Source organism: Klebsiella terrigena, assembly GCF_012029655.1.
GTDB lineage: Bacteria > Pseudomonadota > Gammaproteobacteria > Enterobacterales > Enterobacteriaceae > Klebsiella > Klebsiella terrigena.
Genome location: NZ_CP050508.1, coordinates 4,407,503 through 4,430,339 on the forward strand (window position 1 = coordinate 4,407,503; position 22,837 = coordinate 4,430,339).

The window sequence follows — 22,837 nt, forward strand, 5'->3', positions numbered from 1 at the left end:
CGTTTTCTGATAAATCTTCACGCAACATACTGGAAAAGCTCCGGCGGTTGCAAATAGGATTTCTACGCGATGCTTCCAGCCCCGCGACAGGCAGGGGAGGCAAAGACGGTGTCCTGGAGTCCTTCCCACTCTTTTATCGTATAGGTATGCAGCGCCAGCGCGTGCACGGGGCCAGACAGCTCCTCGGTCAACGTACCGTAAATCATACGGTGACGGCTGAGAAAACGCTCGCCGGTGAAACGATCGCTCACCAACACCACTTTAAAATGACTTTCGGAGCCCGCGGGAACATTGTGGCGATAACTTTCATCCACGACTTCGAGATACACGGGGTCGAACGCTGCCCTAAGTTTTGCTTCGATCTGTTCACGTATCATCATGAATTTTCTCCTCCGACAACGCTGAGATGCCGCCATTCCTTTTAAATGTTAGCCGCTTTTACCGTTTCCATTACCGGAAAACAACAAAAAATTAGCATTTCTCTGATATTTTCATTCAAAAGTATCAAGTTTACTGACTCTGCCTGGCGTAATGTCCGTGCGGATCGCCATAAAAATGGGAAGACGGCCAGAAAACGCACAGCGCGATGAATTTACATACGTTGCCACTTCCCCTCGCCGTTGGCGATGTTATGATGACGGCAATTTTCCTCATAACAACACCATGCCTTGAGACCCCTGAACATGTTTAAGAAAATTCTTTTCCCGCTGGTCGCAATGTTTATGCTGGCAGGATGTGCCACACCGCCGACCACTATTGATGTCTCGCCGAAAATGTCCCTGCCTCAGCAGGACCCAAGCCTGATGGGCGTTACCGTCAGCATTAACGGCGCCGATCAGCGTCCGGACCAGGCCCTGGCCAAAGTGACCCGCGATAATCAGCAGGTCACCCTGACCGCCTCCCGCGATCTCCGCTTCCTGCTGCAGGAAGTGCTGGAGAAACAGATGACCGCTCGCGGCTATATGATTGGGCCGAACGGCGCCGTCGATCTGCAAATCATCGTGAATAAACTGTACGCCGACGTTTCCCAGGGCAACGTGCGTTACAACATCGCCACCAAGGCGGATATCGCCATCATCGCCACCGCGGCGAACGGCACGAAGATGACCAAAAACTACCGCGCCAGCTATTCCGTGGAAGGCGCATTCCAGGCTAGCAATAAGAATATCGCCAATGCGGTGAACAGCGTTCTGACCGATACTATCGCCGACATGGCGCAGGACACCAGCATCCACGACTTCATCAAGCAAAACGCGCGTTAATAAAACCACGAACCCGGCCAGCGGTCGGGTTCGTGCTACAGGCCCATGTCCAGTCACTACTTACGTATTTTTCAGCAGCCTAAATCAGCTATTTTGCTGATCCTTGGCTTTGCTTCCGGTTTGCCTCTCGCCCTCACCTCCGGCACGCTGCAGGCGTGGATGACCGTCGAGAATATCGATCTGAAAACCATCGGTTTCTTTTCGCTTGTCGGCCAGGCCTACGTCTTCAAGTTCCTGTGGTCACCGGTGATGGACCGCTACACGCCGCCGTTTCTCGGCAGGCGCCGCGGCTGGCTGCTGCTGACGCAGTTTTTGCTGCTTATCGCCATCGCGGCCATGGGCTTCCTTGAACCCTCGACGCAGCTGCGCTGGATGGCGGCGCTGGCGGTGGTTATTGCCTTCTGTTCTGCATCGCAGGATATCGTCTTCGACGCGTGGAAAACCGACATTCTGGCCGCCGAGGAGCGCGGAGCCGGCGCCGCGGTTAGCGTGCTGGGCTACCGCCTGGGCATGCTGGTTTCCGGCGGACTGGCGCTGTGGCTGGCCGACCGCTGGCTCGGCTGGCAGGGCATGTACTGGCTGATGGCCGCGCTGCTGGTTCCGTGCATTATCGCCACCCTGCTGGCGCCGGAGCCCAGCGACGCGATCCCGGTACCGAAAAGCCTTGAGCAGGCCGTCGCGGAACCGCTTCGCGATTTCTTCGGCCGCAACAACGCCTGGCTGATCCTGCTGTTAATCGTCCTTTATAAGCTCGGCGACGCTTTCGCGATGAGCCTGACGACCACTTTTCTGATCCGCGGCGTCGGTTTTGACGCCGGTGAGGTGGGAATGGTGAATAAAACGCTGGGGCTGTTTGCCACGATCGTCGGCGCCCTGTACGGCGGCGTATTGATGCAGCGCCTGACCCTGTTTCGCGCCCTGCTGATTTTCGGCCTGCTGCAGGGGGTCTCCAACGCCGGCTACTGGCTGCTGTCAATTACCGATAAGCATATCTACTCGATGGCCACGGCGGTATTTTTTGAAAACCTGTGCGGCGGGATGGGGACCGCGGCGTTTGTCGCGCTATTAATGACGCTGTGCAATAAATCGTTCTCCGCCACCCAGTTTGCGCTGCTGTCGGCGCTCTCTGCCGTCGGGCGCGTGTACGTTGGGCCGATTGCCGGCTGGTTTGTTGAAGCCCACGGCTGGCCGACGTTTTATCTCTTCTCGGTCGTGGCGGCCGTTCCCGGCATCGTGCTGCTGCTTATTTGTCGGCGTACCCTGGAACATACCCAGCGCACGGAGACGTTTATGCCGCGCACGCACTATCGGCAGGCCTATTCCCTGGCCCTGATGGTGTTGGCTATCGGCTGCGCCATGCTGGCGGTCTGGCTGCTGCTGCTGGTGCTGAACGCCCTCGATTACACCGCGTTCTCCTTCTTAACCGGCCTGCTGGAGATTGCGGCGCTGACCGCCATTAGCGGCATTTTGCTCGGCAGCCTGCTGGACTACCTGGCGCTGCGCAAAACGGAGCTGGCTTAGGGCTGCCGCGTTCTGCGGGGCCCAGCGCGCCTGGACCCGCGTCTGTCGGCGGCGGGAATAAGCCGTTTTAATCACTAAACGTAATTATAACGGCTTATTAACGATTTTATATTTTCCTTTTTTCATTTGTTGTTTTGTGCGTTTTACATTTTGGGAAATTATTGACAACTTTTATTCAATTCATTAAATAATTTAAACGATTCAGCAAAGGCCATTTATTTCCTCTCGCCGTCGATGTCTTTTATTTGATAATTAAATGTTAATTAGTTGTGCTATTTTATCGATAGTTATACTCATTACCCCATAAGCAACTTCATTCTTATCCCTTTCGTTATAGATCCAGCGCAAATCAGGCTTTGCAAGCGACAGCGTCACACTCGGTTACATATGTGACAAAGCAAGCAGAACCCACTAACACGGAACTGACACAGCTCCAATCATGTTTACAGTAATGCAACCTTCCCGTAAAATGCCCGCACACTTTAAGCGCCACCAGATTCCGTGGAATTGAGGTCGTTCAATGAGACTTAGGAAATACAATAAAAGTTTGGGATGGATGTCATTAATCGCAGGTACTGTATTACTCAGTGGTTGTGATTCTGCGCTCCTTGACCCAAAAGGACAGATTGGACTGGAGCAACGTTCTTTGATACTGACGGCCTTTGGCCTGATGATGATTGTCGTTATTCCCGCCGTCTTAATGGCAGTAGGATTTGCCTGGAAGTATCGCGCGAGCAATAAAGATGCGAAGTATAGCCCGAACTGGTCACACTCCAACAAAGTTGAAGCTGTGGTCTGGACGGTTCCTATCCTGATCATCCTGTTCCTGGCCGTTCTGACCTGGAAAACCACTCACGCATTAGAGCCAAGCAAACCGCTAGCTCACGAAGAGAATCCGATCGTCATCGAAGTTGTTTCGATGGACTGGAAGTGGTTCTTTATTTATCCGGAACAGGGTATTGCTACCGTCAACGAAATCGCCTTCCCGGCGAACGTACCGGTACACTTCAAAGTGACCTCTAACTCCGTGATGAACTCGTTCTTTATCCCACGTTTAGGCAGCCAGATTTACGCAATGGCCGGGATGCAGACTCAGCTGCACCTCATCGCGAACGAAACTGGTACTTATGACGGTATCTCCGCAAGCTATAGCGGCCCGGGCTTCTCAGGAATGAAGTTCAAAGCTCTCGCCACGCCGGATCGTGCATCTTTCGATCAGTGGGTAGCGAAAGTAAAACAGTCTTCGAACACCATGGACTCCATGGCTGCCTTCGAAAAAGTGGCTGCGCCTAGCGAATACAACAAAGTGGAATACTTCTCTAACGTGAAGCCAGATTTGTTTAAAGACGTTATCGGCAAATTCATGTCTCACGGCAAGAGCATGGACATGTCCCAACCTGAAGGCGAGCACGCAGCGCACGAAGGAATGGAAGGCATGGACATGAGCCACGCGGAAACCGCTCACTAAGGGACCGAGGAAGAAAACGATGTTCGGAAAACTAACACTGGATGCAGTGCCCTATCACGAACCTATTATCGTGATTACGGTAGCTGCAATCATCATCGGGGGACTGGCGCTTCTGGCGGCAATCACTTACTTCGGTAAGTGGTCCTACCTGTGGAAAGAGTGGCTGACTTCGGTTGACCACAAACGACTCGGTATCATGTACGTCATCGTAGCAATCGTTATGCTGCTGCGTGGCTTTGCTGACGCCGTCATGATGCGTAGCCAGCAGGTGCTGGCCTCGGCCGGGGATGCGGGCTTCCTGCCTCCTCACCACTACGATCAGATCTTTACCGCCCACGGCGTTATCATGATCTTCTTCGTAGCGATGCCGTTTGTTATCGGTCTGATGAACCTCGTTGTTCCGCTGCAGCTCGGCGCGCGCGACGTGGCGTTCCCGTTCCTTAACAACCTGAGCTTCTGGTTCACCGTTGTTGGCGTTATTCTGGTTAACCTCTCTCTGGGCGTCGGTGAGTTCGCGCAGACCGGTTGGCTGGCCTACCCGCCGCTATCGGGAATCGAGTACAGCCCGGGCGTTGGGGTCGATTACTGGATCTGGGCTCTCCAGCTGTCCGGTATCGGGACAACCTTAACCGGTATTAACTTCTTTGTGACCATTATCAAGATGCGTGCCCCTGGCATGACGATGTTCAAGATGCCCGTGTTCGCCTGGGCTTCTCTGTGCGCCAACATCCTGATTATTGCTTCCTTCCCAATTCTGACCGTCACCGTCGCGCTGCTGACCCTGGACCGCTACCTGGGCACCCATTTCTTTACCAACGATATGGGTGGCAACATGATGATGTACATCAACCTGATTTGGGCCTGGGGTCACCCGGAAGTGTACATTCTGGTTCTGCCAGTATTCGGCGTGTTCTCCGAAATCGCGGCAACCTTCTCGCGTAAGCGTCTGTTCGGCTATACCTCGCTGGTATGGGCAACCATTTGTATTACCGTTCTGTCGTTCATCGTTTGGCTGCACCACTTCTTCACCATGGGTGCCGGTGCGAACGTCAACGCCTTCTTCGGTATTACAACCATGATTATCGCCATCCCGACCGGGGTGAAGATCTTCAACTGGCTGTTCACTATGTACCAGGGACGTATCGTCCTGAACTCTGCCATGCTGTGGACTATCGGCTTCATCGTCACCTTCTCCGTAGGCGGCATGACCGGTGTACTGCTGGCGGTTCCGGGCGCGGACTTCGTTCTGCACAACAGCCTGTTCCTGATTGCCCACTTCCATAACGTTATTATCGGTGGTGTGGTCTTCGGCTGCTTCGCAGGTCTGACCTACTGGTGGCCAAAAGCCTTCGGCTTCACGCTGAACGAAACCTGGGGCGTACGCGCGTTCTGGTTCTGGATCATCGGCTTCTTCGTAGCGTTTATGCCGCTGTACGTGCTGGGCTTCATGGGGATGACCCGTCGTCTGAGCCAGCAAATCGATCCGCAGTTCCACCCGATGCTGGTTGTTGCAGCATGCGGCGCGGCGCTGATCGCTTGCGGTATCCTCTGCCAGCTGATTCAGTTCTACGTCTCCATCCGCGATCGTGAGCAAAACCGCGACCTGACCGGTGACCCGTGGGGCGGCCGTACTCTGGAGTGGGCAACCTCTTCACCTCCGCCGTTCTATAACTTTGCTATCGTTCCGAACGTCCACGAGCGCGATGCGTTCTGGGAAATGAAAGAAAAAGGCGAAGCGTACAAGAAACCTGCAGGCTATGAAGAGATTCATATGCCGAAAAACAGCGGCGCCGGCATCGTTATTGCTGCCTTCGCTACGGTGTTTGGTTTCGCGATGATCTGGCATATCTGGTGGATGGCGATTGTTGGCTTTGTCGGCATCGTTGTCACCTGGATTATTAAGAGCTTTGACGAAGACGTGGATTACTACGTGCCTGTTGCAGAAGTCGAAAAACTGGAAGGTCAGCATTTCGATGAAATTAACAAAGCGGGGCTGAAAAATGGCAACTGATACTCTTGCGCATAACGCCCACGGACACGACCACGGGCATCACGATACAGGGCCGATGAAGGTATTCGGCTTCTGGATCTACCTGATGAGCGACTGCATTATCTTCGCCACCCTGTTCGCTACCTATGCCGTTCTGGTGAACGGCACGGCGGGCGGCCCGACCGGTAAAGATATTTTCGAACTGCCGTTCGTTCTGGTTGAAACTGCTCTGCTGCTGTTCAGCTCCATCACCTACGGCATGGCGGCTATCGCCATGTACAAAAACAACAAGAGCCAGGTCGTTTCCTGGCTGGCGCTGACCTTCCTCTTCGGGGCAGGGTTCATCGCGATGGAACTCTATGAATTCCATCACCTGATTGTTGAAGGTATGGGCCCGGATCGCAGCGGCTTCCTGTCAGCGTTCTTCGCGCTGGTCGGCACGCACGGTCTGCACGTCACCTCCGGTCTGATCTGGATGGCGGTGCTGATGTTCCAGGTTTCGCGTCGCGGCCTGACACCAACTAACCGTACCCGTATCATGTGCCTGAGCCTGTTCTGGCACTTCCTGGACGTGGTGTGGATCTGCGTGTTCTCTGTTGTTTATCTGATGGGGGCAATGTAATGAGTCATTCTACCGATCATAACGGCGCTTCTCACGGCAGCGTTAAGAGCTACATGACAGGGTTTATCCTGTCGATCATTCTGACGGTCATTCCGTTTGCTATGGTGATGAGTGGCTCCGCATCGCATGCGGCTATTCTGGGAACTATCCTGGTCACTGCTGTTGTGCAGATCGTGGTACACCTGGTGTACTTCCTGCACATGAACAGCAAATCTGACGAAGGTTGGAACCTGACCGCGTTTATCTTCACCGTAATCATCATTGCTATCGTTGTTATCGGCTCCATCTGGATTATGTGGAACCTGAACTACAACATGATGATGCACTAAGAGCGGCGAGTATGTTTAAGCAATACCTGCAAGTAACGAAACCTGGCATCATTTTCGGCAACCTGATCTCGGTGATCGGCGGTTTCCTGCTGGCCTCTAAGGGCCACATCGACTATCCGCTGTTCGCCTGGACGCTCCTTGGCGTGTCCCTGGTGGTCGCCTCGGGTTGTGTATTCAACAACTACATCGACCGTGATATCGATCGCAAGATGGAACGGACGAAAAACCGGGTGCTGGTCAAAGGGCTGATCTCGCCAGAAGCTTCGCTGGTATACGCCACCTTGCTGGGTATTGCTGGCTTCATGCTCCTGTGGTTTGGCGCTAATCCCCTGGCCTGCTGGCTGGGGGTGATGGGGTTCGTGGTTTATGTCGGCGTCTACAGCCTGTACATGAAGCGCCACTCCGTTTACGGCACGCTGATTGGTTCTCTCTCCGGCGCTGCGCCGCCGGTGATTGGCTACTGTGCGGTTACCGGTAATTTCGATAGCGGTGCCGCCATTCTGCTGGCTATCTTTAGCCTGTGGCAGATGCCTCACTCCTATGCCATCGCGATTTTCCGCTTCAAGGATTATCAGGCGGCAAATATTCCGGTTCTGCCGGTAGTGAAAGGTATCTCGGTTGCCAAGAACCATATCACCGTCTACATCATTGCTTTCGCCGTCGCGACGCTGATGCTCTCTCTGGGTGGCTACGCCGGGTATAAATACCTGGTCGTGGCGGCCGCGGTGAGCGTCTGGTGGCTGGGTATGGCGCTGCGCGGTTACAAAGTGGCCGATGATAAAGTCTGGGCGCGCAAGCTGTTCGTCTTTTCCATCGTCGCCATTACCGCGCTGTCGGTGATGATGTCCGTCGACTTTATGGTGCCGAACTCGCACAATCTGCTGGCCTACGTCGGATAAGATTGGCTCTGTGACAAACCCCGCTTCGGCGGGGTTTTTTATTTGTACCGCTAGCTAATCAACATCGCCTGCGCGCTGTAGAGTAAATCAAGATGATCGCGGCACAGGGCATCAAGCGAGGTCCGCGACAGATGACTGGTCAAGCTCAGCGCCCCCCAGTACACCCCTTCCCTGTCCGCCAGCGGCACTGCCAGCACTAACATCCCAATTTCAAACTCCTGCTCAATCGCGGCGTATCCCTGCCGACGGATCTGGGCAATCTTTTCCATTAGCGGAGCAATATCGGTCACCGTATAAGGGGTGCGCTGTTCGCGCCTGATGCGCTGCAGGACCGCTTCGCACTCAGCCTCAGCCAACGATGCCAGCCACAGACGTCCGCCGGCTGTGCAGTAAATCGGTACCCTCTCACCCAGCCGAACCGAGGTGGAGTTAAACGGCGTATGTTTGCTGCGGGCGATATAAACCAACTCGTCATCATCAATCACCCCAACCGAGGCGTGCTCCTCCGTGCGGCTGGCAATGTACTCAACAATCGGCCGCACCATCCGCGGGAACTGGGCCGAATCAACATAGGCCTGCCCCAGGCGCAGCGCTTTTGGCGTCAGCCAGTAGTAGCGTCCGTCGGTCTGCAGGTAGCGCTCATGCAGCAGAGTGAGAAAGAACCGCCGCGCCGCGCTTTGCGTCAGCCCGCTCATTTTTGCCGCCTGCGGGACGGAGAGACGGGGATACTCTCTTGAAAAAAGCTGGATCAGCGCCAGCCCTTTTTGCAGTCCGACGATCAAATCGCGTGGATGTATTTGGTTTTGCATAGTTGTTCACACTTTTGCAACAAGACACTCAGTTTAGTGCGATTATCGCAGTGATGGTGCGATTAACAACCAACACGTCCGAATTCTGCGTTGCCGCTCCCAGCGTCCACTGAAATACTTTCACAACATTCATTTAACAAGTGAGGTTTGAAATGGTCAGTGGATTCACTCAGGTTGTTGCCGTTATCGGCCACCCTATTACACAGGTTAAATCACCGGAGAATTTCAACCGTTACTTTGCCGGGCAGGGCCAGGACAGCGTGATGATCCCGGTTGATATCGTGCCGGAAGCGGTGGCTGACTACCTGAACGCGTTACGTGGATGGCAGAATATGAGCGGCGTGCTGGTTACCGTTCCGCACAAGCAGCGCGTCGCCTCCCTGGTCGATGAGCTCACCCCGCGAGCGCGCCACCTCAACGCGGTAAACGTAGTGCGTAAGCTGCCGGACGGCCGCTTACAGGGCGATATGCTGGACGGTGTCGGCTTTCTGCTTGCCGCAAAAATGCGGGGATTTCAGGCCTGCGGAAAAAAAGCGCTGCTGTCAGGCTGCGGCGGCGTAGGGAGCGCCATCGCATGGGGCCTGTGCGAAGCGGGTATCAGCCACCTGACTCTCCACGACCAGAATTCGGCCACTCTGCAGCTGCTGCATAACCGCCTGGCCACTCGCTTTCCAGAGCTGCACCTCGCCACGCTGCCGGACACCCTTAACGGCTTTGATTTGCTGGTCAACGGCTCCCCCGCCGGAATGAGCGGCTTTGACGCGCTGCCGCTGCCGCAAACCCTGCTGGATACGCTGGAGGCCACCACCTATGTCGCTGATGTCGTCACCGCGCCGGTGATGACTCCCCTGCTGACCTTCGCTCAAGCCCGGGGCTGCGTGGTGCAAACCGGGCCTGAAATGGCCTTAGCGCAGATGAAGCTGATGGGGCAGTTCATTGGCGCCATCGCTCATGAAGAAGGGGTGGTCGCATGAAAAGCTGGGACGTTATTGTTATCGGCAGCGGCGCGGCAGGTTTTGCCGCAGCGGTGACGGCGTGCTGTAAAGGGCTCTCGGTGCTGATGCTGGAGAAAGCGCCTCAGTTTGGCGGCACCTCGGCTATTTCAGGCGGAGCCGTATGGATCAACGATAGCGATCAGGCGCGCCAGCAGGGAAAAAGCGGCCCGGAACAAACCATAAAAACCTACCTGAAGACGATTATCGGCGAGCAGCACTACCGCCCGGAGATGGTGGATGCCTTCGTCAGCTCAGGGCGCGAAGCGCTGGCCTTTCTGGAAAAAGAGGGCGCGGTGAAATACAGCCTGCGCCCGCTCTCTCCCGACTATTACCCGGATGAGCCCGGCGCCGTTGACGTTGGCCGCGCGCTTGAGGTCGTCGAATACGACGGCCGCAGGCTTGGCGACCGGTTTCGTGAACTGCGATCGCCTCCACCGGGGATGCTGCTATTCGGCGGCATGATGGTCAACCGCGTCGATATTCAGCATTTTCTCGATATGCGCCGCTCGCTACGCTCATTCACCCACTGCACAAAGCTGCTGCTGCGCTATGGCCGCGATCGCCTGAAATATCCTCGGGGAACCCGGCTGGCGATGGGCAATGCCTTAATTGCGCGGATGGCCACCCTCGCCTTTCGCAAGGGTATGAGCCTGCAGCTGAACGTCAACGTAACGTCGCTCATCGAAAGCAACGGTGAAGTCACCGGCGTCGAGATTGAGCATGCGGGCCAGAAAAGCGTACTCCATGCGCACCAGGGCGTGGTGCTGGCCGCCGGGGGATTTGCCGCCGGTCGACTGGCCGCACAATACCGGCCGAAAACGCGCCAGCACTACACCATGTCACCCGACGCCAATGACGGCGCGGCTTTTCGCCTGACGGCGCCCCTGAACGCCCGGCAGGGGGCCGATTTACCGTCAAACTTTTTCTGGGCGCCGGTCTCCGTCCTGCGTCATGCGGATGGCAGCGAAGAGCGTTTCCCGCACCTCGTCACCGACCGCGCCAAGCCCGGCGTCATTGCCGTTAACCAGCGCGCCGTACGTTTCGTGAATGAATCTAACTCCTACCACCATTTCGCCAGCGCGATGCAAAGTCTCGAGGAAAATGCGCCCTGCTATCTGATTTGCGATGCGCTGGCCATGAAGCGCTATGGACTCGGGCTGGCGCGTCCCGCCCCGGTCAATAACGACGCGCTGATAAAGGCCGGCTATCTGCACAAAGCGGATTCTCTTGCCCAGCTCGCGCAGGCGCTAGGGATCGATGGACAAACCCTGACCGCTACCGTCAGCCGATATAACCACGATGCCGCCAGCGGCAGCGATACGGAATTTGCCAGAGGGGGTAACAGCTATAACCGCGTAATGGGCGATCCCGGCCACCAGCCTAACCCCTGTAACGCCCCGCTCACCGCGGCACCCTTTTACGCCATCACGCTCTATACCGGTGATTTGGGCACCTCACACGGGCTGGTCACCACCGCCGATGCTCAGGTCATTAATCAACAAGGTCAGCCCATTAAAGGGCTGTATGCCGTAGGCAATGATATGGATTCACTGATGGCCGGGACCTACCCCGGCCCCGGAATCACTCTCGGCCCGGCGCTCACCTTCGGCTATCTCTGCGCCACCCACATGGCGCAACAACCCGCACTTTAATCAGGAGAATGTCATGATCTACGAAAAACGTACCTACACCATCAACCCATTAAAAATGGCCGACTGGCTGGCGCTCTATAAAAGCGATGCCTACGCAGTACAAACCGAACATCTCGGCAAGTTGATTGGCTTCTTCTTTACCGAGATTGGCGTCGTTAATCAGGTGGTGCATATCTGGGCTTATGAAAGTCTTGACGATCGCCTGGTGCGCCGCGCGCGCATGGCGCAGGACGAACGCTGGCTCACCTTCTCTCGCAAAAACCGCGAGCTGGCGGCCGTCGAGCGCCTGGAGTCCGTTCTGCTGCGCCCTACCGATTTTTCACCGCTGCAATAAGGAGTCATAGATGAGCAGGCATGTGAAAGTAGATGTGCTGGTTGTCGGTTCCGGTGCGGCGGGTCTCTCAGCCGCCGTCACCGCCGCCCTCAACGGCGCCAGCGTGCTGGTGGCGGAAAAAGAGTCGGTGATTGGCGGCACCAGCGCCTGGTCCGGCGGCTGGCTGTGGATCCCCCGCAATCCGCTGGCCCGCGAGGAGGGCATCGAAGAGGACGCCAGCGTGCCGCTCACCTATCTTCAACACGAAATGGCGGGGCAACCCGCCGATGCCCGCCTGCTCACTTTTCTGCGCTACGGCCCGGAAATGATCGATTTCTTTCGCCACAACACGGTAGTGCAGTTTATTTCCGGCAGCCGGATGCCTGATTTTCACGACTCGCCAGGCTACGCGCAGGGCGGACGTTCCGTCACCGCCCAGCCGTTTGATGGCCGCCTGCTCGGTGACTGGCTGCATCGACTGAGGCCGCCGCTCGAGACAATCAGCCTTGCGGGAATGGGGATTGCTGGCGGCGCCGACATGGCGCATTTCTTTAACGCCACGCGCTCTCCGCGTTCTGCGCTGTATGCCGCACGGCGCCTGCTGCGCCACGTCTGGCAGCGCTTACGCCACGGTCGCGGACGGCATCTGGTCAACGGTAACGCGCTGGTGGCGCGCCTGCTGCGCGCGGCTCTGGATGCCGGCGTTAACTTCCAGCTGAATGCGCCGGTAGAACGCCTCTTAACGTCAGCAGCCGGCGTGACCGGCGCGGTATTACGCAGCGATGAGGGTCAGGTTCAGGTCAGCGCCAATGCGGTTATTCTCGCCTGCGGCGGCTTCCCCCACGATAAGCAGCGCCTGGCTCAGCATGTCGCCCACGCGGCAAGCGGCTACGGCCACTTCTCGGCCGCCCCGCCGGGCAATGAAGGGGATGGGATCCGCCTGGGAGAGTCGGTCGGCGGCCAGTTTGACGACTCGCTCAGACACGCGATGGCCTGGGCGCCGGTTTCCCGCGTCACCCTCGCCAGCGGCCTGCAGCTGCCGTTCCCGCACCTGGTTGAACGTGCTAAGCCGGGGTTTGTCGCCGTACTGCCCAACGGCAAGCGCTTCACCAACGAAGCTGACTCCTATCACGACTTTATTGCCGCCCTGCTGGAAGCCACGCCGCCTGGAGAAACTCCGCAGGCGTGGCTGCTTGCCGACAGCCTGGCACTGCGCCGCTATGGACTAGGCCAGGCTCGTCCAGCCCCTTTCTCAGCCAGGGCATGGCTGCGCACCGGCTACCTGCAGTCAGGCGAGACGCTGGAGGCGCTGGCAGAAAAATGCGCTATCGATAGCGCCCAGTTGAAGGAGACCATCAGCCGCTTTAATACCTTCGCCGCCTGCGGCAGGGACGATGAATTCCAGCGCGGAGCCTCGGCCTATAACCAGGCCCAGGGCGACGCTGCCAATCCTCACCACCCGACCTTAGGCGCGCTGAGTCGCCCTCCTTTCTATGCGGTTCGCATCCTGCCGGGTTCACTCGGATCCTTTAGCGGCTTGAAAACCGATGAACAGGCTCGCGTGCTGGACGCACAGCAGCAGCCCATCGCCGGCCTGTACGCCATCGGTAACGATATGTCGAGCGTGATGCGGGGATACTATCCCAGCGGCGGTATTACGCTCGGTCCGGCGATGACCTTTGGTTATATTGTGGGTAAACATTTGACAGAAAATATAGATAAAACAATGCAGTAAATTAAAACTAACCCGGGAAGGTCGTCTACATAACTACAACCGCCTGCCACTGTACTGGAGTCTTTATGAACATGCGTACCCTGTCACTCGCCGCCCTGACCGTGCTGGATGTTTCGCCGCCGGAACAGGTGCGGATTGCCGCTCAAACCGGCTTTACTCACGTCGGACTGCGGCTACTTCCCGCCACGCCATCCGACCCAAACTACGACATGCTCGGCGATACCGCCACCGTTCGCGAAACCTTAGCCGCGCTGCGCGATACCGGTATTCATGTTTCCGATGTTGAAATTGTTCGCCTGACGCCAGACTTTGCTCTGGATGCGCAGCTGCATCTGTTTATGCAGACCGCCGAGCGCCTGGGGGCAAAACAGGTGCTGGTCGCCGGCAATGATAGCCATCTGAACCGCAGCGCGGAGAGCCTCGCGGCGCTGGCGCAGGCGGGTAAAGAGTATGGCTTAACGATGAATCTCGAACCCATGCCCTGGACCTGCCTGCGTACTATTGCCGACGCCCGCAGCGTGATTGGCGCCAGCGGCAGATCGGATGTGGGTATTCTGATCGACGCCATCCATTTCTGGCGAGCAGGCGAATCGCTCGAGACGCTCTCCAGCCTTCCGCACCATTACCTGAACTATATGCAGCTGTGTGACGCTCCGTCAGCACTCCCAAACAATGAGCAGGAGCTTATCCATCAGGCCCGCGCCGCGCGTAACGTTCCCGGCGAGGGCGGCCTCGATCTATCGGGTCTGATGGCAGCCCTTCCCGCGACGCTCGCCGTCTCGCTCGAGGTGCCGTTAAGCGGTGAGCGGGGCGCCTTACCCGCACTTGAGCGCGCGCAGCTGCTGTTCAATGCCGCGCAGTCCTATCTGCAGCCATCCGTCTGAGGGACGCGCTATGACACAGACTCAACGCCTGGATGTCAGAGAGTTAATTAACCATAACCCCTTAAGCCGCTATCAGAAGCTGGTGGTTTTCTTAGGTTTCTGCGTGATCGCGCTGGATGGTTTTGATATCGCGATTATGGGTTTTATCGCCCCTACCTTGAAGCAGGAGTGGGGAGTAACCAACCATGAGCTCGGCTTTGTCATTAGCGCCGCGCTGATTGGCCTGGCGCTGGGCGCTATTTTTTCCGGCCCGCTTGCCGACTGGCTGGGGCGGAAAAAAATCATCGTTAACAGCGTCTTTTTCTTTGGCTTCTGGACCATCGCTACCGCATTTTCGCAAAATATCGATCAGATGATCTTCTTCCGCTTTATGACCGGGCTCGGGCTGGGGGCTGCGATGCCGAATATGGGTACTCTGGTCTCAGAATATGCGCCGGAGCGGCGGCGATCGTTCATTATTACGATTATCTTTTGCGGCTTCACCTTCGGCGCGGCGGCAGGAGGATTTTCCGCCTCGTGGTTGATTCCACGCTTTGGCTGGCACTCCTTAATGGCCTTAGGCGGCGTGCTGCCTATTTTGTTTGCGCCGGTGCTTATCTGGAAGCTGCCGGAATCGGTGCGTTTTCTGGTGATTAAGGGCGCTCCTGCCGCGCGGGTCCGCACGATTTTGCGGCGGCTTTATCCCGGGCAAATCGCCGATGACGCGGAGTTTACCCTGCCAGCGCAGCCCGTCAGCGGCAGCGCAATGCGCATCGTGCTCTCCCGCCGGTATCGCTTCGGCTCGCTGATGCTGTGGCTGGTCTATTTTATGGGACTTTTTCTGGTTTATCTGCTGGGTAGCTGGCTGCCGACGCTGGTTAAAGAGGTCGGCATGACGGTAAGCCAGGCGGCAATAATGACCGCCATCTATCAGGCCGGCGGGACCCTCGGCTCGCTGTTTGCCGGCTGGCTGATGGACCGCATTAACCCGCACCGTGCGCTGGCGGTTATTTTTGCCGTTGGCGGATTGTTTACCATGGCAATGGGCTATGCCGCGGCCAGCTTTACTCTTCTGTGCCTGCTGGCCTTTATTAGCGGGGCCTGTCTGAACGGCGGCAATACCGGAATGAACGCGCTCTCTGCGCGTTTTTATCCGACCCAGGCGCGGGCCACCGGCTCCAGCTGGATGCACGGCATCGGCCGCGTCGGGGCTATTATCAGCGCCTTTGCCGGTGCCGAAATGATGGCGCTAAACCTCAGCTTCGAAAGCGTCTTTTTGATCCTCGGTATTCCGGCGGCCCTGACCGTGGCTGGACTGATTGCCAAAGAGCTGTTTGCCGATTCTCCCCACGCCGACGATAGCGCATCACCCGCCGCAGCCGGGAGCGCATCGTGAATAAAACAGCTACGCCCGCTATTGCCGTCGGAGCCGCTGCCTCCTGGCATACTGCGGCCCTCCATCAGCCCGCCATGCGTACGGTCTGAGAAGCAGGCGGTGCGGCAGCAAGCCGCACCGCCTTACGTAACACCTCACACTATCTCCTGTCCGTATCTCACCGGAGTGCGGCCATTTTTCGATCGGCCTCGCACAAACGAAAAATAAATTTCAAATTAACAATAAAGTGAAATAAACAATTCCATAATGTGGAGGCCGAAATATGCCCGTCGACGGCGCAAGCGGCAGGAATCACTCAACGTCCCCTCTGACACCCGTGTTTTTGAAAGGAGAGCTCCATGTTAAACGGCATGAAACCCCTGCCCCGTTCCCTGCGCTGGGGGATGGTCGGCGGCGGCGGCACCAGCCAGATTGGCTACAGCCACCGCTCTGCGGCGCTGCGCGACGACGTCTTTACCCTGCTGGCGGGCGCGCTTGATATCGATGCCGAACGCGGACGCCGGTTTGGCCAGCAGCTCGGCATCGCGCCAGAGCGCTGCTACGCCGATTATCAAACCCTGTTCCGCGAGGAGGCGCTGCGTCCCGATGGCGTCGAGGCAGTGTCGGTCACCACGCCAAACAATACCCACTTTGCGATCGCCAAAGCCGCGCTGGAAGCCGGGCTGCACGTTATCTGCGAAAAACCGCTGTGCTTTACCGCCGCCGAAGCCAACGAGCTGCTGGCGCTGAGCCGCCGGCAAAACAAAATCGTCGGCGTCACCTACGGCTATGCCGGATATCAGATGGTCCAGCAGGCGCGGCAGATGATCGCCGAAGGGCTGCTCGGCCAGATTCGGGTGATCACCATGCAGTTCGCCCACGGTTTTCACAACGAAGCGGTCGAGCTGCAGGCGGAATCGACCCGCTGGCGGGTGACGCCGGAGTACGCGGGCCCGAGCTACGTGCTGGGCGATCTCGCAACGCATCCGCTGTTTATCGCCGAAACTATGGTGCCGCAGATCAGCATTAAGCGCCTAATGTGCGCCCGCCAGAGCTTCGTTAAGTCCAGGGCGCCGCTGGAAGATAACGCCTTCGTGCTGATGGAGTACGACAACGGCGCGGTCGGTTCGATGTGGACCAGCGCGATCAACAGCGGCGCCATGCATTCGCAAAAGGTACGCGTGGTCGGTGAAAAAGCCAGTATCGAATGGTGGGATGAGCGCCCCAACCAGCTCAGCTACGAGGTGCAGGGCGAACCGGCACGGGTCCTTGAGCGCGGAATGCCCTACCTCAGCCGAGAGGCGCTGGCGGACGATCGCATCGGCGGCGGCCATCCTGAGGGCCTGTTCGAAGCCTGGGCAAACCTCTACCGCCGCTTCGCTATCGCCATGGATGCGACGGATCGCGGCGACGCTGAGCTGCTGGCAGACTTCTGGTACCCGAACGTCGAGGCCGGCCTGCACGGCGTCTACTGGGTTGAACAATGCGTGAAATCCGCCGACGCCGGCGGCCAGTGGGTTGACTTTAATTTACAATAAATGCTGCATCCCGGTGGGGCTTCCTCCACCGGTTTCTTTATTTCTACCGCACTTACCTCGCCGCGCAACAGACCGGTAATATCTGTTAAACAAACATTTATTTACGCTTCCGGCTCCCCCCACTACACTATGCGCAGTTTTTAGATTGAGGTGGTAATGAACGATAACAAAATGACGCCAGGCGAACTGCGCGCGACCTGGGGTTTGGGAACCGTATTCTCGCTGCGTATGCTCGGCATGTTTATGGTTCTGCCGGTTCTCACCACCTACGGTATGGCATTACAGGGCGCCAGCGAGGCGCTTATCGGTCTGGCGATTGGTATTTATGGACTGGCCCAGGCCCTGTTTCAGATCCCGTTTGGCCTGCTTTCCGACCGCATCGGCCGCAAGCCGCTGATCGTAGGCGGACTGCTGATCTTCGTTATTGGCAGCATTATCGCCGCGCTCAGCGACTCCATCTGGGGCATTATTCTCGGCCGGGCGCTGCAGGGCTCCGGGGCGATTGCCGCTGCGGTCATGGCGCTCCTTTCCGATTTAACCCGCGAGCAGAACCGCACCAAAGCGATGGCCTTTATTGGCGTCAGCTTCGGCGTAACCTTTGCTATCGCCATGGTACTGGGGCCGATAGTCACCCACCAGCTGGGCCTGCACGCCCTGTTCTGGATGATCACCGGACTGGCGTCAATAGGCATTCTGCTCACCCTGTGGGTGGTGCCCAACAGCCATAATCACGTGCTGAACCGCGAATCAGGCATGGTAAAAGGCTGCTTTAGCAAAGTGCTCGCCGAGCCAAAGCTGCTGAAGCTCAATTTCGGCATTATGTGCCTGCACATCATGCTGATGTCGACATTCGTCGCCCTTCCCGGCCAGCTGGAGGCCGCAGGCTTCCCCGCCGCTGAGCACTGGAAGATTTATCTGGTGACCATGCTTATCTCTTTTGTCTCGGTCGTGCCGTTTATCATCTATGCCGAAGTGAAGCGCAAGATGAAGCAGGTCTTTGTGTTCTGCGTTGCGCTGCTGCTGGTCGCCGAAATCGTCCTGTGGGGCGCGGGCGGATACTTCTGGGAGCTGGTAGCGGGGGTTCAGCTGTTCTTCCTCGCCTTTAACCTGCTGGAAGCGCTGCTGCCGTCGTTGATTAGCAAAGAGTCGCCGGCCGGGTACAAAGGCACCGCGATGGGCATCTACTCCACCAGCCAGTTTCTCGGCGTGGCGATTGGCGGCGCGCTCGGCGGCTGGGTTGACGGCTTCTTCGATTCGCAGACCGTGTTCCTGCTCGGCGCGCTGCTGGCGATGCTGTGGCTACTGGTGGCCGGAACGATGAGCGAGCCGCCGTACGTCAGCAGCCTGAGAATTGAAATCCCGGGTGAGGTGGCCGTAGATGATTCGCTGCAGACGCGTCTGCTGACACTCGACGGGGTGAAACAGGCGCTGGTGGTTGCCGAAGAGCGTTCGGTCTACGTCAAAATCGACAGCAAGCTGACCAATCGCTTCGAGGTTGAGCAGGCGATAAAAGGAAGTTAAAAAAAGCGGGGATAACCCGCTTTTTTATTAGTCGCGGAAGTTCTTGAACTGGAACGGCTGGCCTAAATCGCCGCCGCGCACCAGCGCCATTACCGCCTGCAGATCGTCACGCGCCTTGCCGGTCACGCGGATCTCTTCGCCCTGAATCTGCGCCTGCACCTTCAGCTTGCTGTCTTTGATGAGCTTAACGATTTTTTTCTGCATCGTGCTCTCAATGCCCTGCTTCAGTTTGGCATCGACAAACCAGGTTTTACCGCTGTGCACGAACTCTTCCGGCACCTCGAGAGAGCTGCCCTCAATGCCGCGCTTCAGCAGCTTAGCGCGCAGAATATCCAGCAGCTGGTTAATCTGGAAATCAGACTCGCTGAGAACCTTGATGGTCTCATTTTTTTCGTTCAGCTCAAAACTGGCTTCCACGTTACGAAAATCAAAACGCGATTCAACTTCACGGGTCGCATTCTCTACGGCGTTTCGAACTTCCTGAAGATCGACTTCAGAGACAATATCGAAAGATGGCATCTTTTCCTCTCCTTTCGTTTCTTTTGCGTTGCATAATACCTGCAACACGGCATAACTCAACTGGTTATCCCGCAAGCATAGCTAACGGCGCTATGCTCCAGGTTTTTCCAGCCGCGGCGGCATTGGCTGCAGCAGGAAGGACAACGAGTATATACTTTAGTTATGAGTGCCTGGGATTGTCGCAGGTGAGGAGGATTAATGAAGGTAACCGTACTCGGATGCGGTGCGCTTGGGCAGCTCTGGCTGACCGCGCTGTGTAAACATGGACACGAAGTCCAGGGGTGGTTGCGCGTCCCACAGCCTTTCTGCAGCGTCAATCTGGTCGAGAGTGACGGCAGCATTTTCAACGAATCGTTAACCGCTAACGATCCCGATTTTCTCGCCAGCAGCGACCTGCTGCTGGTTACCCTGAAGGCCTGGCAGGTCTCTACGGCGGTAAAGAACCTCGCCGAGCGCCTGCCCGCCTCCTCCCCGATACTGCTTATCCATAACGGAATGGGCACCGTCGACGAGCTCAAAGGCGTCACCCAGCCCCTGCTGCTGGCGTCGACCACCCAGGCCGCGCGGCGCGACGGCAACGTTATCGTTCACGTCGCTAACGGGACCACCCATATTGGCCCGGCGAAGGGCTATCCGCAGGATTACAGCGTGCTTGCCGATACGCTGCAAAACATCCTGCCCGACGTGGCCTGGCACAATAATATTCAGCCGGCGCTCTGGAGCAAGCTGGCGGTCAACTGCGTGATTAATCCGCTGACGGCGCTACGAAACTGTAAAAACGGCGACCTGCACGATGCGGCGGGGGAAGTAGAGACTATCTGCCGGGAAGTCGCCGCGGTGATGGAGCGCGAAGGCATACATACATCGCCGGAAAACCTGCTATTTTATGTCCATCAGGTAATTGAAAGTACGGCAGAAAATATCTCTTCGATGTTGCAGGATATCCGCGCTCAGCGTCATACGGAAATCGACTATATCACCGGTTTTCTGCTCAAGCGCGCCCGCGCCCACGGCCTTGCCGTACCGGAAAACGCCCGCATGTTTGAACTGGTCAAGCGTAAGGAGAATGAATATGAGCGCGTCGGCACTGATTTGCCTCGCCCCTGGTAGCGAAGAGACGGAAGCGGTCACCGCTATCGATTTATTAGTACGCGGCGGCGTGCAGGTTACCACCGCCAGCGTCGCCGGCGACGGCAGCCTGACCGTTGTCTGCTCGCGCGGCGTTAAGCTGCTGGCCGATGCGCCGCTGGTCGAAGTTGCCGACGGCGACTATGACATTATCGTTCTGCCCGGCGGCATCAAAGGCGCGGAATACTTTCGCGATAGCCCGCTGCTGGTCGAAACGGTCCGGCAGTTTCACCTCTCCGGGCGGATCGTCGCCGCCATCTGCGCCGCTGCCGCCACGGTGCTGGTTCCGCACAACCTTTTCCCCATCGGCAACATGACCGGCTTTCCGGCGCTGAAAGAGCAAATTCCCGTCGGGCAGTGGCAGGATAAGCGCGTCGTCTGGGACCCACGGGTTAACCTGCTCACCAGCCAGGGGCCGGGAACGGCGATTGATTTTGCGCTCAAGATGATCGATCTGCTGGTCAGTCGTGAAAAGGCGCACGAGGTCGCTTCACAGCTGATAATACCGGCGGGAATATATAACTACTACGAAGCCTGATCCGCGACGGGTCAGGCTCGGTCGCCCGGATAAGGCATCGCTGCCGCTATCCGGGATTTCCCCCGCTCGCGCCGGGCGGCGCTTGACGGGGTGACCGTCACGCTTCGCGGGCTACGGGCGATAGACCTTCACGTTCTCAAAGCCCTGTTCGCGCAGATAGAGCGCCTGCAGGCGACTCATTACGCCACGCTCGCACCACAGCAGCCAGGTTTTGCTCTGGTCGAGGTCACCAAACTGGGTGCTCAGCTTGTAGAACGGCAGCGAAACCACCTCGACGCCTTCGACCTTCAGCGGTTTCTCATCCTGCTCGTCAACCGAACGAATATCCAGAATCACGTCGTTGGGGCCAAAACCGCTGACGGTTTCAACTTCCACCACTTCCTGCTGAGTCTGCTGAGCGATATCGCGAATATCGACGTTGTTGGCTTCCGCCACCACCTTCTCAAGGATGCTGAAATCGAAGTTCTGCTCTTCCGCTTCAATCTTCGCCTTCACCGCCTTCACGGTCGGGCTCTTCGAGATCACGCCGCAGTATTCCGGCATGGTGCGGGCAAAATCTTCGGTACCGATTTCGCGCGCCAGGTTGATGATGTGCTCTTTATCGTGAGAGATCAGCGGACGCAGAATCAGCGTATCGGAGACGTTATCGATCAGCCGCAGGTTGGTCAGCGTCTGGCTGGATACCTGGCCCAGCGCTTCGCCGGTCACCAGCGCCTGCACGCCGTAGCGTTCGGCTACCTGCGAGGCCGCGCGAACCATCATGCGCTTGAGCACGACGCCCATCTGGCCATCGTCAACTTTTTCGAGGATCTCACCGACTACCGGCTCGAAGTTAATCGCCACAAAACGCACGCGATGGGAGCTGCCAAAGCGGTTCCACAGGTAGTGCGCAACCTGACGAACGCCGATTTCGTGCGCCGCGCCGCCGAGGTTAAAGAAGCAGTAGTGCACGCGACAGCCGCGACGCATCAGCATGTAGCTGGAAACGCCGGAGTCGAAGCCGCCGGAAATCAGCGACAGCACGTCTTCCTGGGTGCCGATAGGGAAACCGCCGATGCCTTCATAGCGCCCTTTCACCAGCAGCAGGCGATCGTTTTCGATCTCCAGATTGACGGTGATATCCGGGTTAGTCAGCTTAACGCGGGCGGTCTCGATATGCTGGTTGAGGCCGCCGCCGACGTAGCGTTCCACTTCGATAGAGGTAAACTCATGCTTACCGCGACGCTTCACGCGCACGCAGAAGGTTTTGCCTTCCAGCGTCTCACGCCACAGCGGCAGCGTTTTCTCGAAAATATCGTGCAGCGAAGTGAAGGGGACGTCTTCGACTTCGAGAATATGGTGAATACCGGGAATTCGGGTCAGCGCATCGCGAATAGCCGGACGCTGATTTTCGTCTTTCGCGCGAACTTCGATATGATCCCAATGACGAACGACGGCGAGCGTCTCATCATAGTTTTTGAGAACGTTACGAATGTTCCCGGTTAAGATTTTAATGAAGCGCAATCGCACAGATTGGCTTTTGATGGTGATTTCCGGGAACAATTTAATGATAAACTTCATGGCGACAATAGTTCGTTGGCAAGCCCGACAGGGCTTTAAGCAAAAGATGTACTGCAGTGCACCGCGGTGCCTGCATCCAGGGCGCGAAGTATACCACTAATGGAAGCTTTTCACCTGGCATTGCGTGTTTTACGCTAAATCATCAGCCGCAGTCGGGACGATACGTTCGCCGGGAGCGCATCAGGCTTAGGCCAGGCCGC

At 57.2% G+C, this 22,837-nt stretch carries 21 protein-coding genes; 17 read left to right on the forward strand and 4 right to left on the reverse strand.

Going from position 1 to position 22,837, the window contains the following annotated elements; all coding sequences use genetic code 11:
- Positions 1 to 62: 62 nt before the first annotated feature.
- A complete protein-coding gene (gene bolA / locus HCK03_RS20675; protein ID WP_041144317.1) occupies positions 63 to 380 on the reverse strand; it encodes a transcriptional regulator BolA in 318 nt (105 codons plus the stop codon).
- 303 nt (positions 381 to 683) lie between these two features.
- On the opposite strand from bolA, the gene HCK03_RS20680 reads away from it, so the two are divergent.
- The 7 genes from HCK03_RS20680 to cyoE all read left to right on the forward strand — a co-directional run bounded on the left by HCK03_RS20680 (position 684) and on the right by cyoE (position 8,091).
- Positions 684 to 1,262: a lipoprotein gene (locus tag HCK03_RS20680; protein ID WP_041144316.1), complete on the forward strand. Its 579-nt coding sequence runs from the start codon at positions 684 to 686 to the stop codon at positions 1,260 to 1,262.
- Between the two features lie 45 nt (positions 1,263 to 1,307).
- On the forward strand, positions 1,308 to 2,783 hold the full coding sequence (gene ampG / locus HCK03_RS20685; RefSeq protein WP_041144315.1) for a muropeptide MFS transporter AmpG: 1,476 nt from the start codon (positions 1,308 to 1,310) through the stop codon (positions 2,781 to 2,783).
- Between the two features lie 520 nt (positions 2,784 to 3,303).
- Positions 3,304 to 4,251, forward strand: a complete 948-nt coding sequence (cyoA, locus tag HCK03_RS20690) for a cytochrome o ubiquinol oxidase subunit II (protein ID WP_041144314.1) — start codon at positions 3,304 to 3,306, stop codon at positions 4,249 to 4,251.
- A gap of 19 nt (positions 4,252 to 4,270) precedes the next feature.
- Positions 4,271 to 6,262, forward strand: a complete 1,992-nt coding sequence (gene cyoB / locus HCK03_RS20695; RefSeq protein ID WP_041144313.1) for a cytochrome o ubiquinol oxidase subunit I — start codon at positions 4,271 to 4,273, stop codon at positions 6,260 to 6,262.
- Positions 6,252 to 6,863, forward strand: coding sequence for a cytochrome o ubiquinol oxidase subunit III (locus tag HCK03_RS20700; RefSeq protein ID WP_041144312.1), 612 nt, complete (start codon positions 6,252 to 6,254; stop codon positions 6,861 to 6,863). The genes cyoB and HCK03_RS20700 overlap by 11 nt, the downstream gene beginning before the upstream one ends.
- Positions 6,863 to 7,192 (forward strand): cytochrome o ubiquinol oxidase subunit IV, encoded by a 330-nt coding sequence (locus tag HCK03_RS20705; protein ID WP_041144311.1) that lies wholly within the window; start codon positions 6,863 to 6,865, stop codon positions 7,190 to 7,192. The genes HCK03_RS20700 and HCK03_RS20705 overlap by 1 nt, the downstream gene beginning before the upstream one ends.
- 11 nt (positions 7,193 to 7,203) lie before the next feature.
- Positions 7,204 to 8,091: a heme o synthase gene (gene cyoE / locus HCK03_RS20710; protein ID WP_041144310.1), complete on the forward strand. Its 888-nt coding sequence runs from the start codon at positions 7,204 to 7,206 to the stop codon at positions 8,089 to 8,091.
- 50 nt (positions 8,092 to 8,141) lie between these two features.
- Here cyoE and HCK03_RS20715 read toward each other — a convergent pair whose 3' ends face one another.
- Positions 8,142 to 8,900: an IclR family transcriptional regulator domain-containing protein gene (locus HCK03_RS20715; RefSeq protein ID WP_041144309.1), complete on the reverse strand. Its 759-nt coding sequence runs from the start codon at positions 8,898 to 8,900 to the stop codon at positions 8,142 to 8,144.
- A 152-nt stretch (positions 8,901 to 9,052) separates the two neighbouring features.
- Here HCK03_RS20715 and HCK03_RS20720 point away from each other — a divergent pair, with 152 nt between their 5' ends.
- The 8 genes from HCK03_RS20720 (at position 9,053) to HCK03_RS20755 (ending at position 18,892) form a co-directional block, all read left to right on the forward strand.
- Positions 9,053 to 9,874, forward strand: coding sequence for a shikimate dehydrogenase family protein (locus HCK03_RS20720; RefSeq protein ID WP_167692117.1), 822 nt, complete (start codon positions 9,053 to 9,055; stop codon positions 9,872 to 9,874).
- Positions 9,871 to 11,547, forward strand: coding sequence for an FAD-dependent oxidoreductase (locus HCK03_RS20725; RefSeq protein ID WP_167692118.1), 1,677 nt, complete (start codon positions 9,871 to 9,873; stop codon positions 11,545 to 11,547). Before HCK03_RS20720 ends, HCK03_RS20725 begins: the two co-directional genes overlap by 4 nt.
- A 13-nt stretch (positions 11,548 to 11,560) precedes the next feature.
- Positions 11,561 to 11,881, forward strand: a complete 321-nt coding sequence (locus tag HCK03_RS20730) for an NIPSNAP family protein (protein ID WP_004099512.1) — start codon at positions 11,561 to 11,563, stop codon at positions 11,879 to 11,881.
- A 10-nt stretch (positions 11,882 to 11,891) separates the two neighbouring features.
- A complete protein-coding gene (locus tag HCK03_RS20735) occupies positions 11,892 to 13,595 on the forward strand; it encodes an FAD-dependent oxidoreductase (RefSeq protein ID WP_167692119.1) in 1,704 nt (567 codons plus the stop codon).
- 65 nt (positions 13,596 to 13,660) lie between these two features.
- Positions 13,661 to 14,479 carry a sugar phosphate isomerase/epimerase family protein gene (locus HCK03_RS20740; RefSeq protein ID WP_167692120.1) on the forward strand — a complete coding sequence of 273 codons (819 nt, stop codon included), beginning with the start codon at positions 13,661 to 13,663 and terminating at the stop codon, positions 14,477 to 14,479.
- A gap of 10 nt (positions 14,480 to 14,489) precedes the next feature.
- Complete coding sequence (locus HCK03_RS20745; protein ID WP_041144304.1) at positions 14,490 to 15,854, forward strand: MFS transporter; 1,365 nt, start codon at positions 14,490 to 14,492, stop codon at positions 15,852 to 15,854.
- A gap of 338 nt (positions 15,855 to 16,192) precedes the next feature.
- Positions 16,193 to 17,371 carry a Gfo/Idh/MocA family protein gene (locus HCK03_RS20750; RefSeq protein WP_167692121.1) on the forward strand — a complete coding sequence of 393 codons (1,179 nt, stop codon included), beginning with the start codon at positions 16,193 to 16,195 and terminating at the stop codon, positions 17,369 to 17,371.
- A 156-nt stretch (positions 17,372 to 17,527) separates the two neighbouring features.
- Positions 17,528 to 18,892: an MFS transporter gene (locus HCK03_RS20755; RefSeq protein WP_167692122.1), complete on the forward strand. Its 1,365-nt coding sequence runs from the start codon at positions 17,528 to 17,530 to the stop codon at positions 18,890 to 18,892.
- Positions 18,893 to 18,919: 27 nt separating this feature from the next.
- On the opposite strand, the gene HCK03_RS20760 is transcribed toward HCK03_RS20755, so the two are convergent.
- Positions 18,920 to 19,411 carry a YajQ family cyclic di-GMP-binding protein gene (locus HCK03_RS20760; RefSeq protein ID WP_041144301.1) on the reverse strand — a complete coding sequence of 164 codons (492 nt, stop codon included), beginning with the start codon at positions 19,409 to 19,411 and terminating at the stop codon, positions 18,920 to 18,922.
- Positions 19,412 to 19,609: 198 nt separating this feature from the next.
- Between HCK03_RS20760 and panE the strand changes: the two genes are divergently transcribed.
- Positions 19,610 to 20,521, forward strand: a complete 912-nt coding sequence (panE, locus tag HCK03_RS20765; protein WP_167692123.1) for a 2-dehydropantoate 2-reductase — start codon at positions 19,610 to 19,612, stop codon at positions 20,519 to 20,521.
- Positions 20,484 to 21,077, forward strand: a complete 594-nt coding sequence (gene yajL / locus HCK03_RS20770) for a protein deglycase YajL (RefSeq protein WP_041144299.1) — start codon at positions 20,484 to 20,486, stop codon at positions 21,075 to 21,077. The genes panE and yajL overlap by 38 nt, the downstream gene beginning before the upstream one ends.
- 111 nt (positions 21,078 to 21,188) lie before the next feature.
- On the opposite strand, the gene thiI is transcribed toward yajL, so the two are convergent.
- Positions 21,189 to 22,637 (reverse strand): tRNA uracil 4-sulfurtransferase ThiI, encoded by a 1,449-nt coding sequence (thiI, locus tag HCK03_RS20775; protein ID WP_041144298.1) that lies wholly within the window; start codon positions 22,635 to 22,637, stop codon positions 21,189 to 21,191.
- Between the last annotated feature and the right edge of the window lie 200 nt (positions 22,638 to 22,837).

Bases quoted from the DNA above. Each gene is read 5' to 3' on its own strand.
- bolA (WP_041144317.1), bottom strand. From the start codon at position 380: ATGATGATACGTGAACAGATCGAAGCAAAACTTAGGGCAGCGTTCGAC.
- HCK03_RS20740 (WP_167692120.1), top strand. From the start codon at position 13,661: ATGAACATGCGTACCCTGTCACTCGCCGCCCTGACCGTGCTGGATGTT.
- cyoE (WP_041144310.1), top strand. From the start codon at position 7,204: ATGTTTAAGCAATACCTGCAAGTAACGAAACCTGGCATCATTTTCGGC.
- HCK03_RS20755 (WP_167692122.1), top strand. From the start codon at position 17,528: ATGAACGATAACAAAATGACGCCAGGCGAACTGCGCGCGACCTGGGGT.
- HCK03_RS20700 (WP_041144312.1), top strand. From the start codon at position 6,252: ATGGCAACTGATACTCTTGCGCATAACGCCCACGGACACGACCACGGG.
- HCK03_RS20745 (WP_041144304.1), top strand. From the start codon at position 14,490: ATGACACAGACTCAACGCCTGGATGTCAGAGAGTTAATTAACCATAAC.
- HCK03_RS20705 (WP_041144311.1), top strand. From the start codon at position 6,863: ATGAGTCATTCTACCGATCATAACGGCGCTTCTCACGGCAGCGTTAAG.
- cyoB (WP_041144313.1), top strand. From the start codon at position 4,271: ATGTTCGGAAAACTAACACTGGATGCAGTGCCCTATCACGAACCTATT.
- panE (WP_167692123.1), top strand. From the start codon at position 19,610: ATGAAGGTAACCGTACTCGGATGCGGTGCGCTTGGGCAGCTCTGGCTG.
- HCK03_RS20750 (WP_167692121.1), top strand. From the start codon at position 16,193: ATGTTAAACGGCATGAAACCCCTGCCCCGTTCCCTGCGCTGGGGGATG.
- HCK03_RS20725 (WP_167692118.1), top strand. From the start codon at position 9,871: ATGAAAAGCTGGGACGTTATTGTTATCGGCAGCGGCGCGGCAGGTTTT.
- thiI (WP_041144298.1), bottom strand. From the start codon at position 22,637: ATGAAGTTTATCATTAAATTGTTCCCGGAAATCACCATCAAAAGCCAA.
- HCK03_RS20735 (WP_167692119.1), top strand. From the start codon at position 11,892: ATGAGCAGGCATGTGAAAGTAGATGTGCTGGTTGTCGGTTCCGGTGCG.
- HCK03_RS20715 (WP_041144309.1), bottom strand. From the start codon at position 8,900: ATGCAAAACCAAATACATCCACGCGATTTGATCGTCGGACTGCAAAAA.
- HCK03_RS20720 (WP_167692117.1), top strand. From the start codon at position 9,053: ATGGTCAGTGGATTCACTCAGGTTGTTGCCGTTATCGGCCACCCTATT.
- cyoA (WP_041144314.1), top strand. From the start codon at position 3,304: ATGAGACTTAGGAAATACAATAAAAGTTTGGGATGGATGTCATTAATC.
- HCK03_RS20730 (WP_004099512.1), top strand. From the start codon at position 11,561: ATGATCTACGAAAAACGTACCTACACCATCAACCCATTAAAAATGGCC.
- HCK03_RS20680 (WP_041144316.1), top strand. From the start codon at position 684: ATGTTTAAGAAAATTCTTTTCCCGCTGGTCGCAATGTTTATGCTGGCA.
- HCK03_RS20760 (WP_041144301.1), bottom strand. From the start codon at position 19,411: ATGCCATCTTTCGATATTGTCTCTGAAGTCGATCTTCAGGAAGTTCGA.
- yajL (WP_041144299.1), top strand. From the start codon at position 20,484: ATGAGCGCGTCGGCACTGATTTGCCTCGCCCCTGGTAGCGAAGAGACG.
- ampG (WP_041144315.1), top strand. From the start codon at position 1,308: ATGTCCAGTCACTACTTACGTATTTTTCAGCAGCCTAAATCAGCTATT.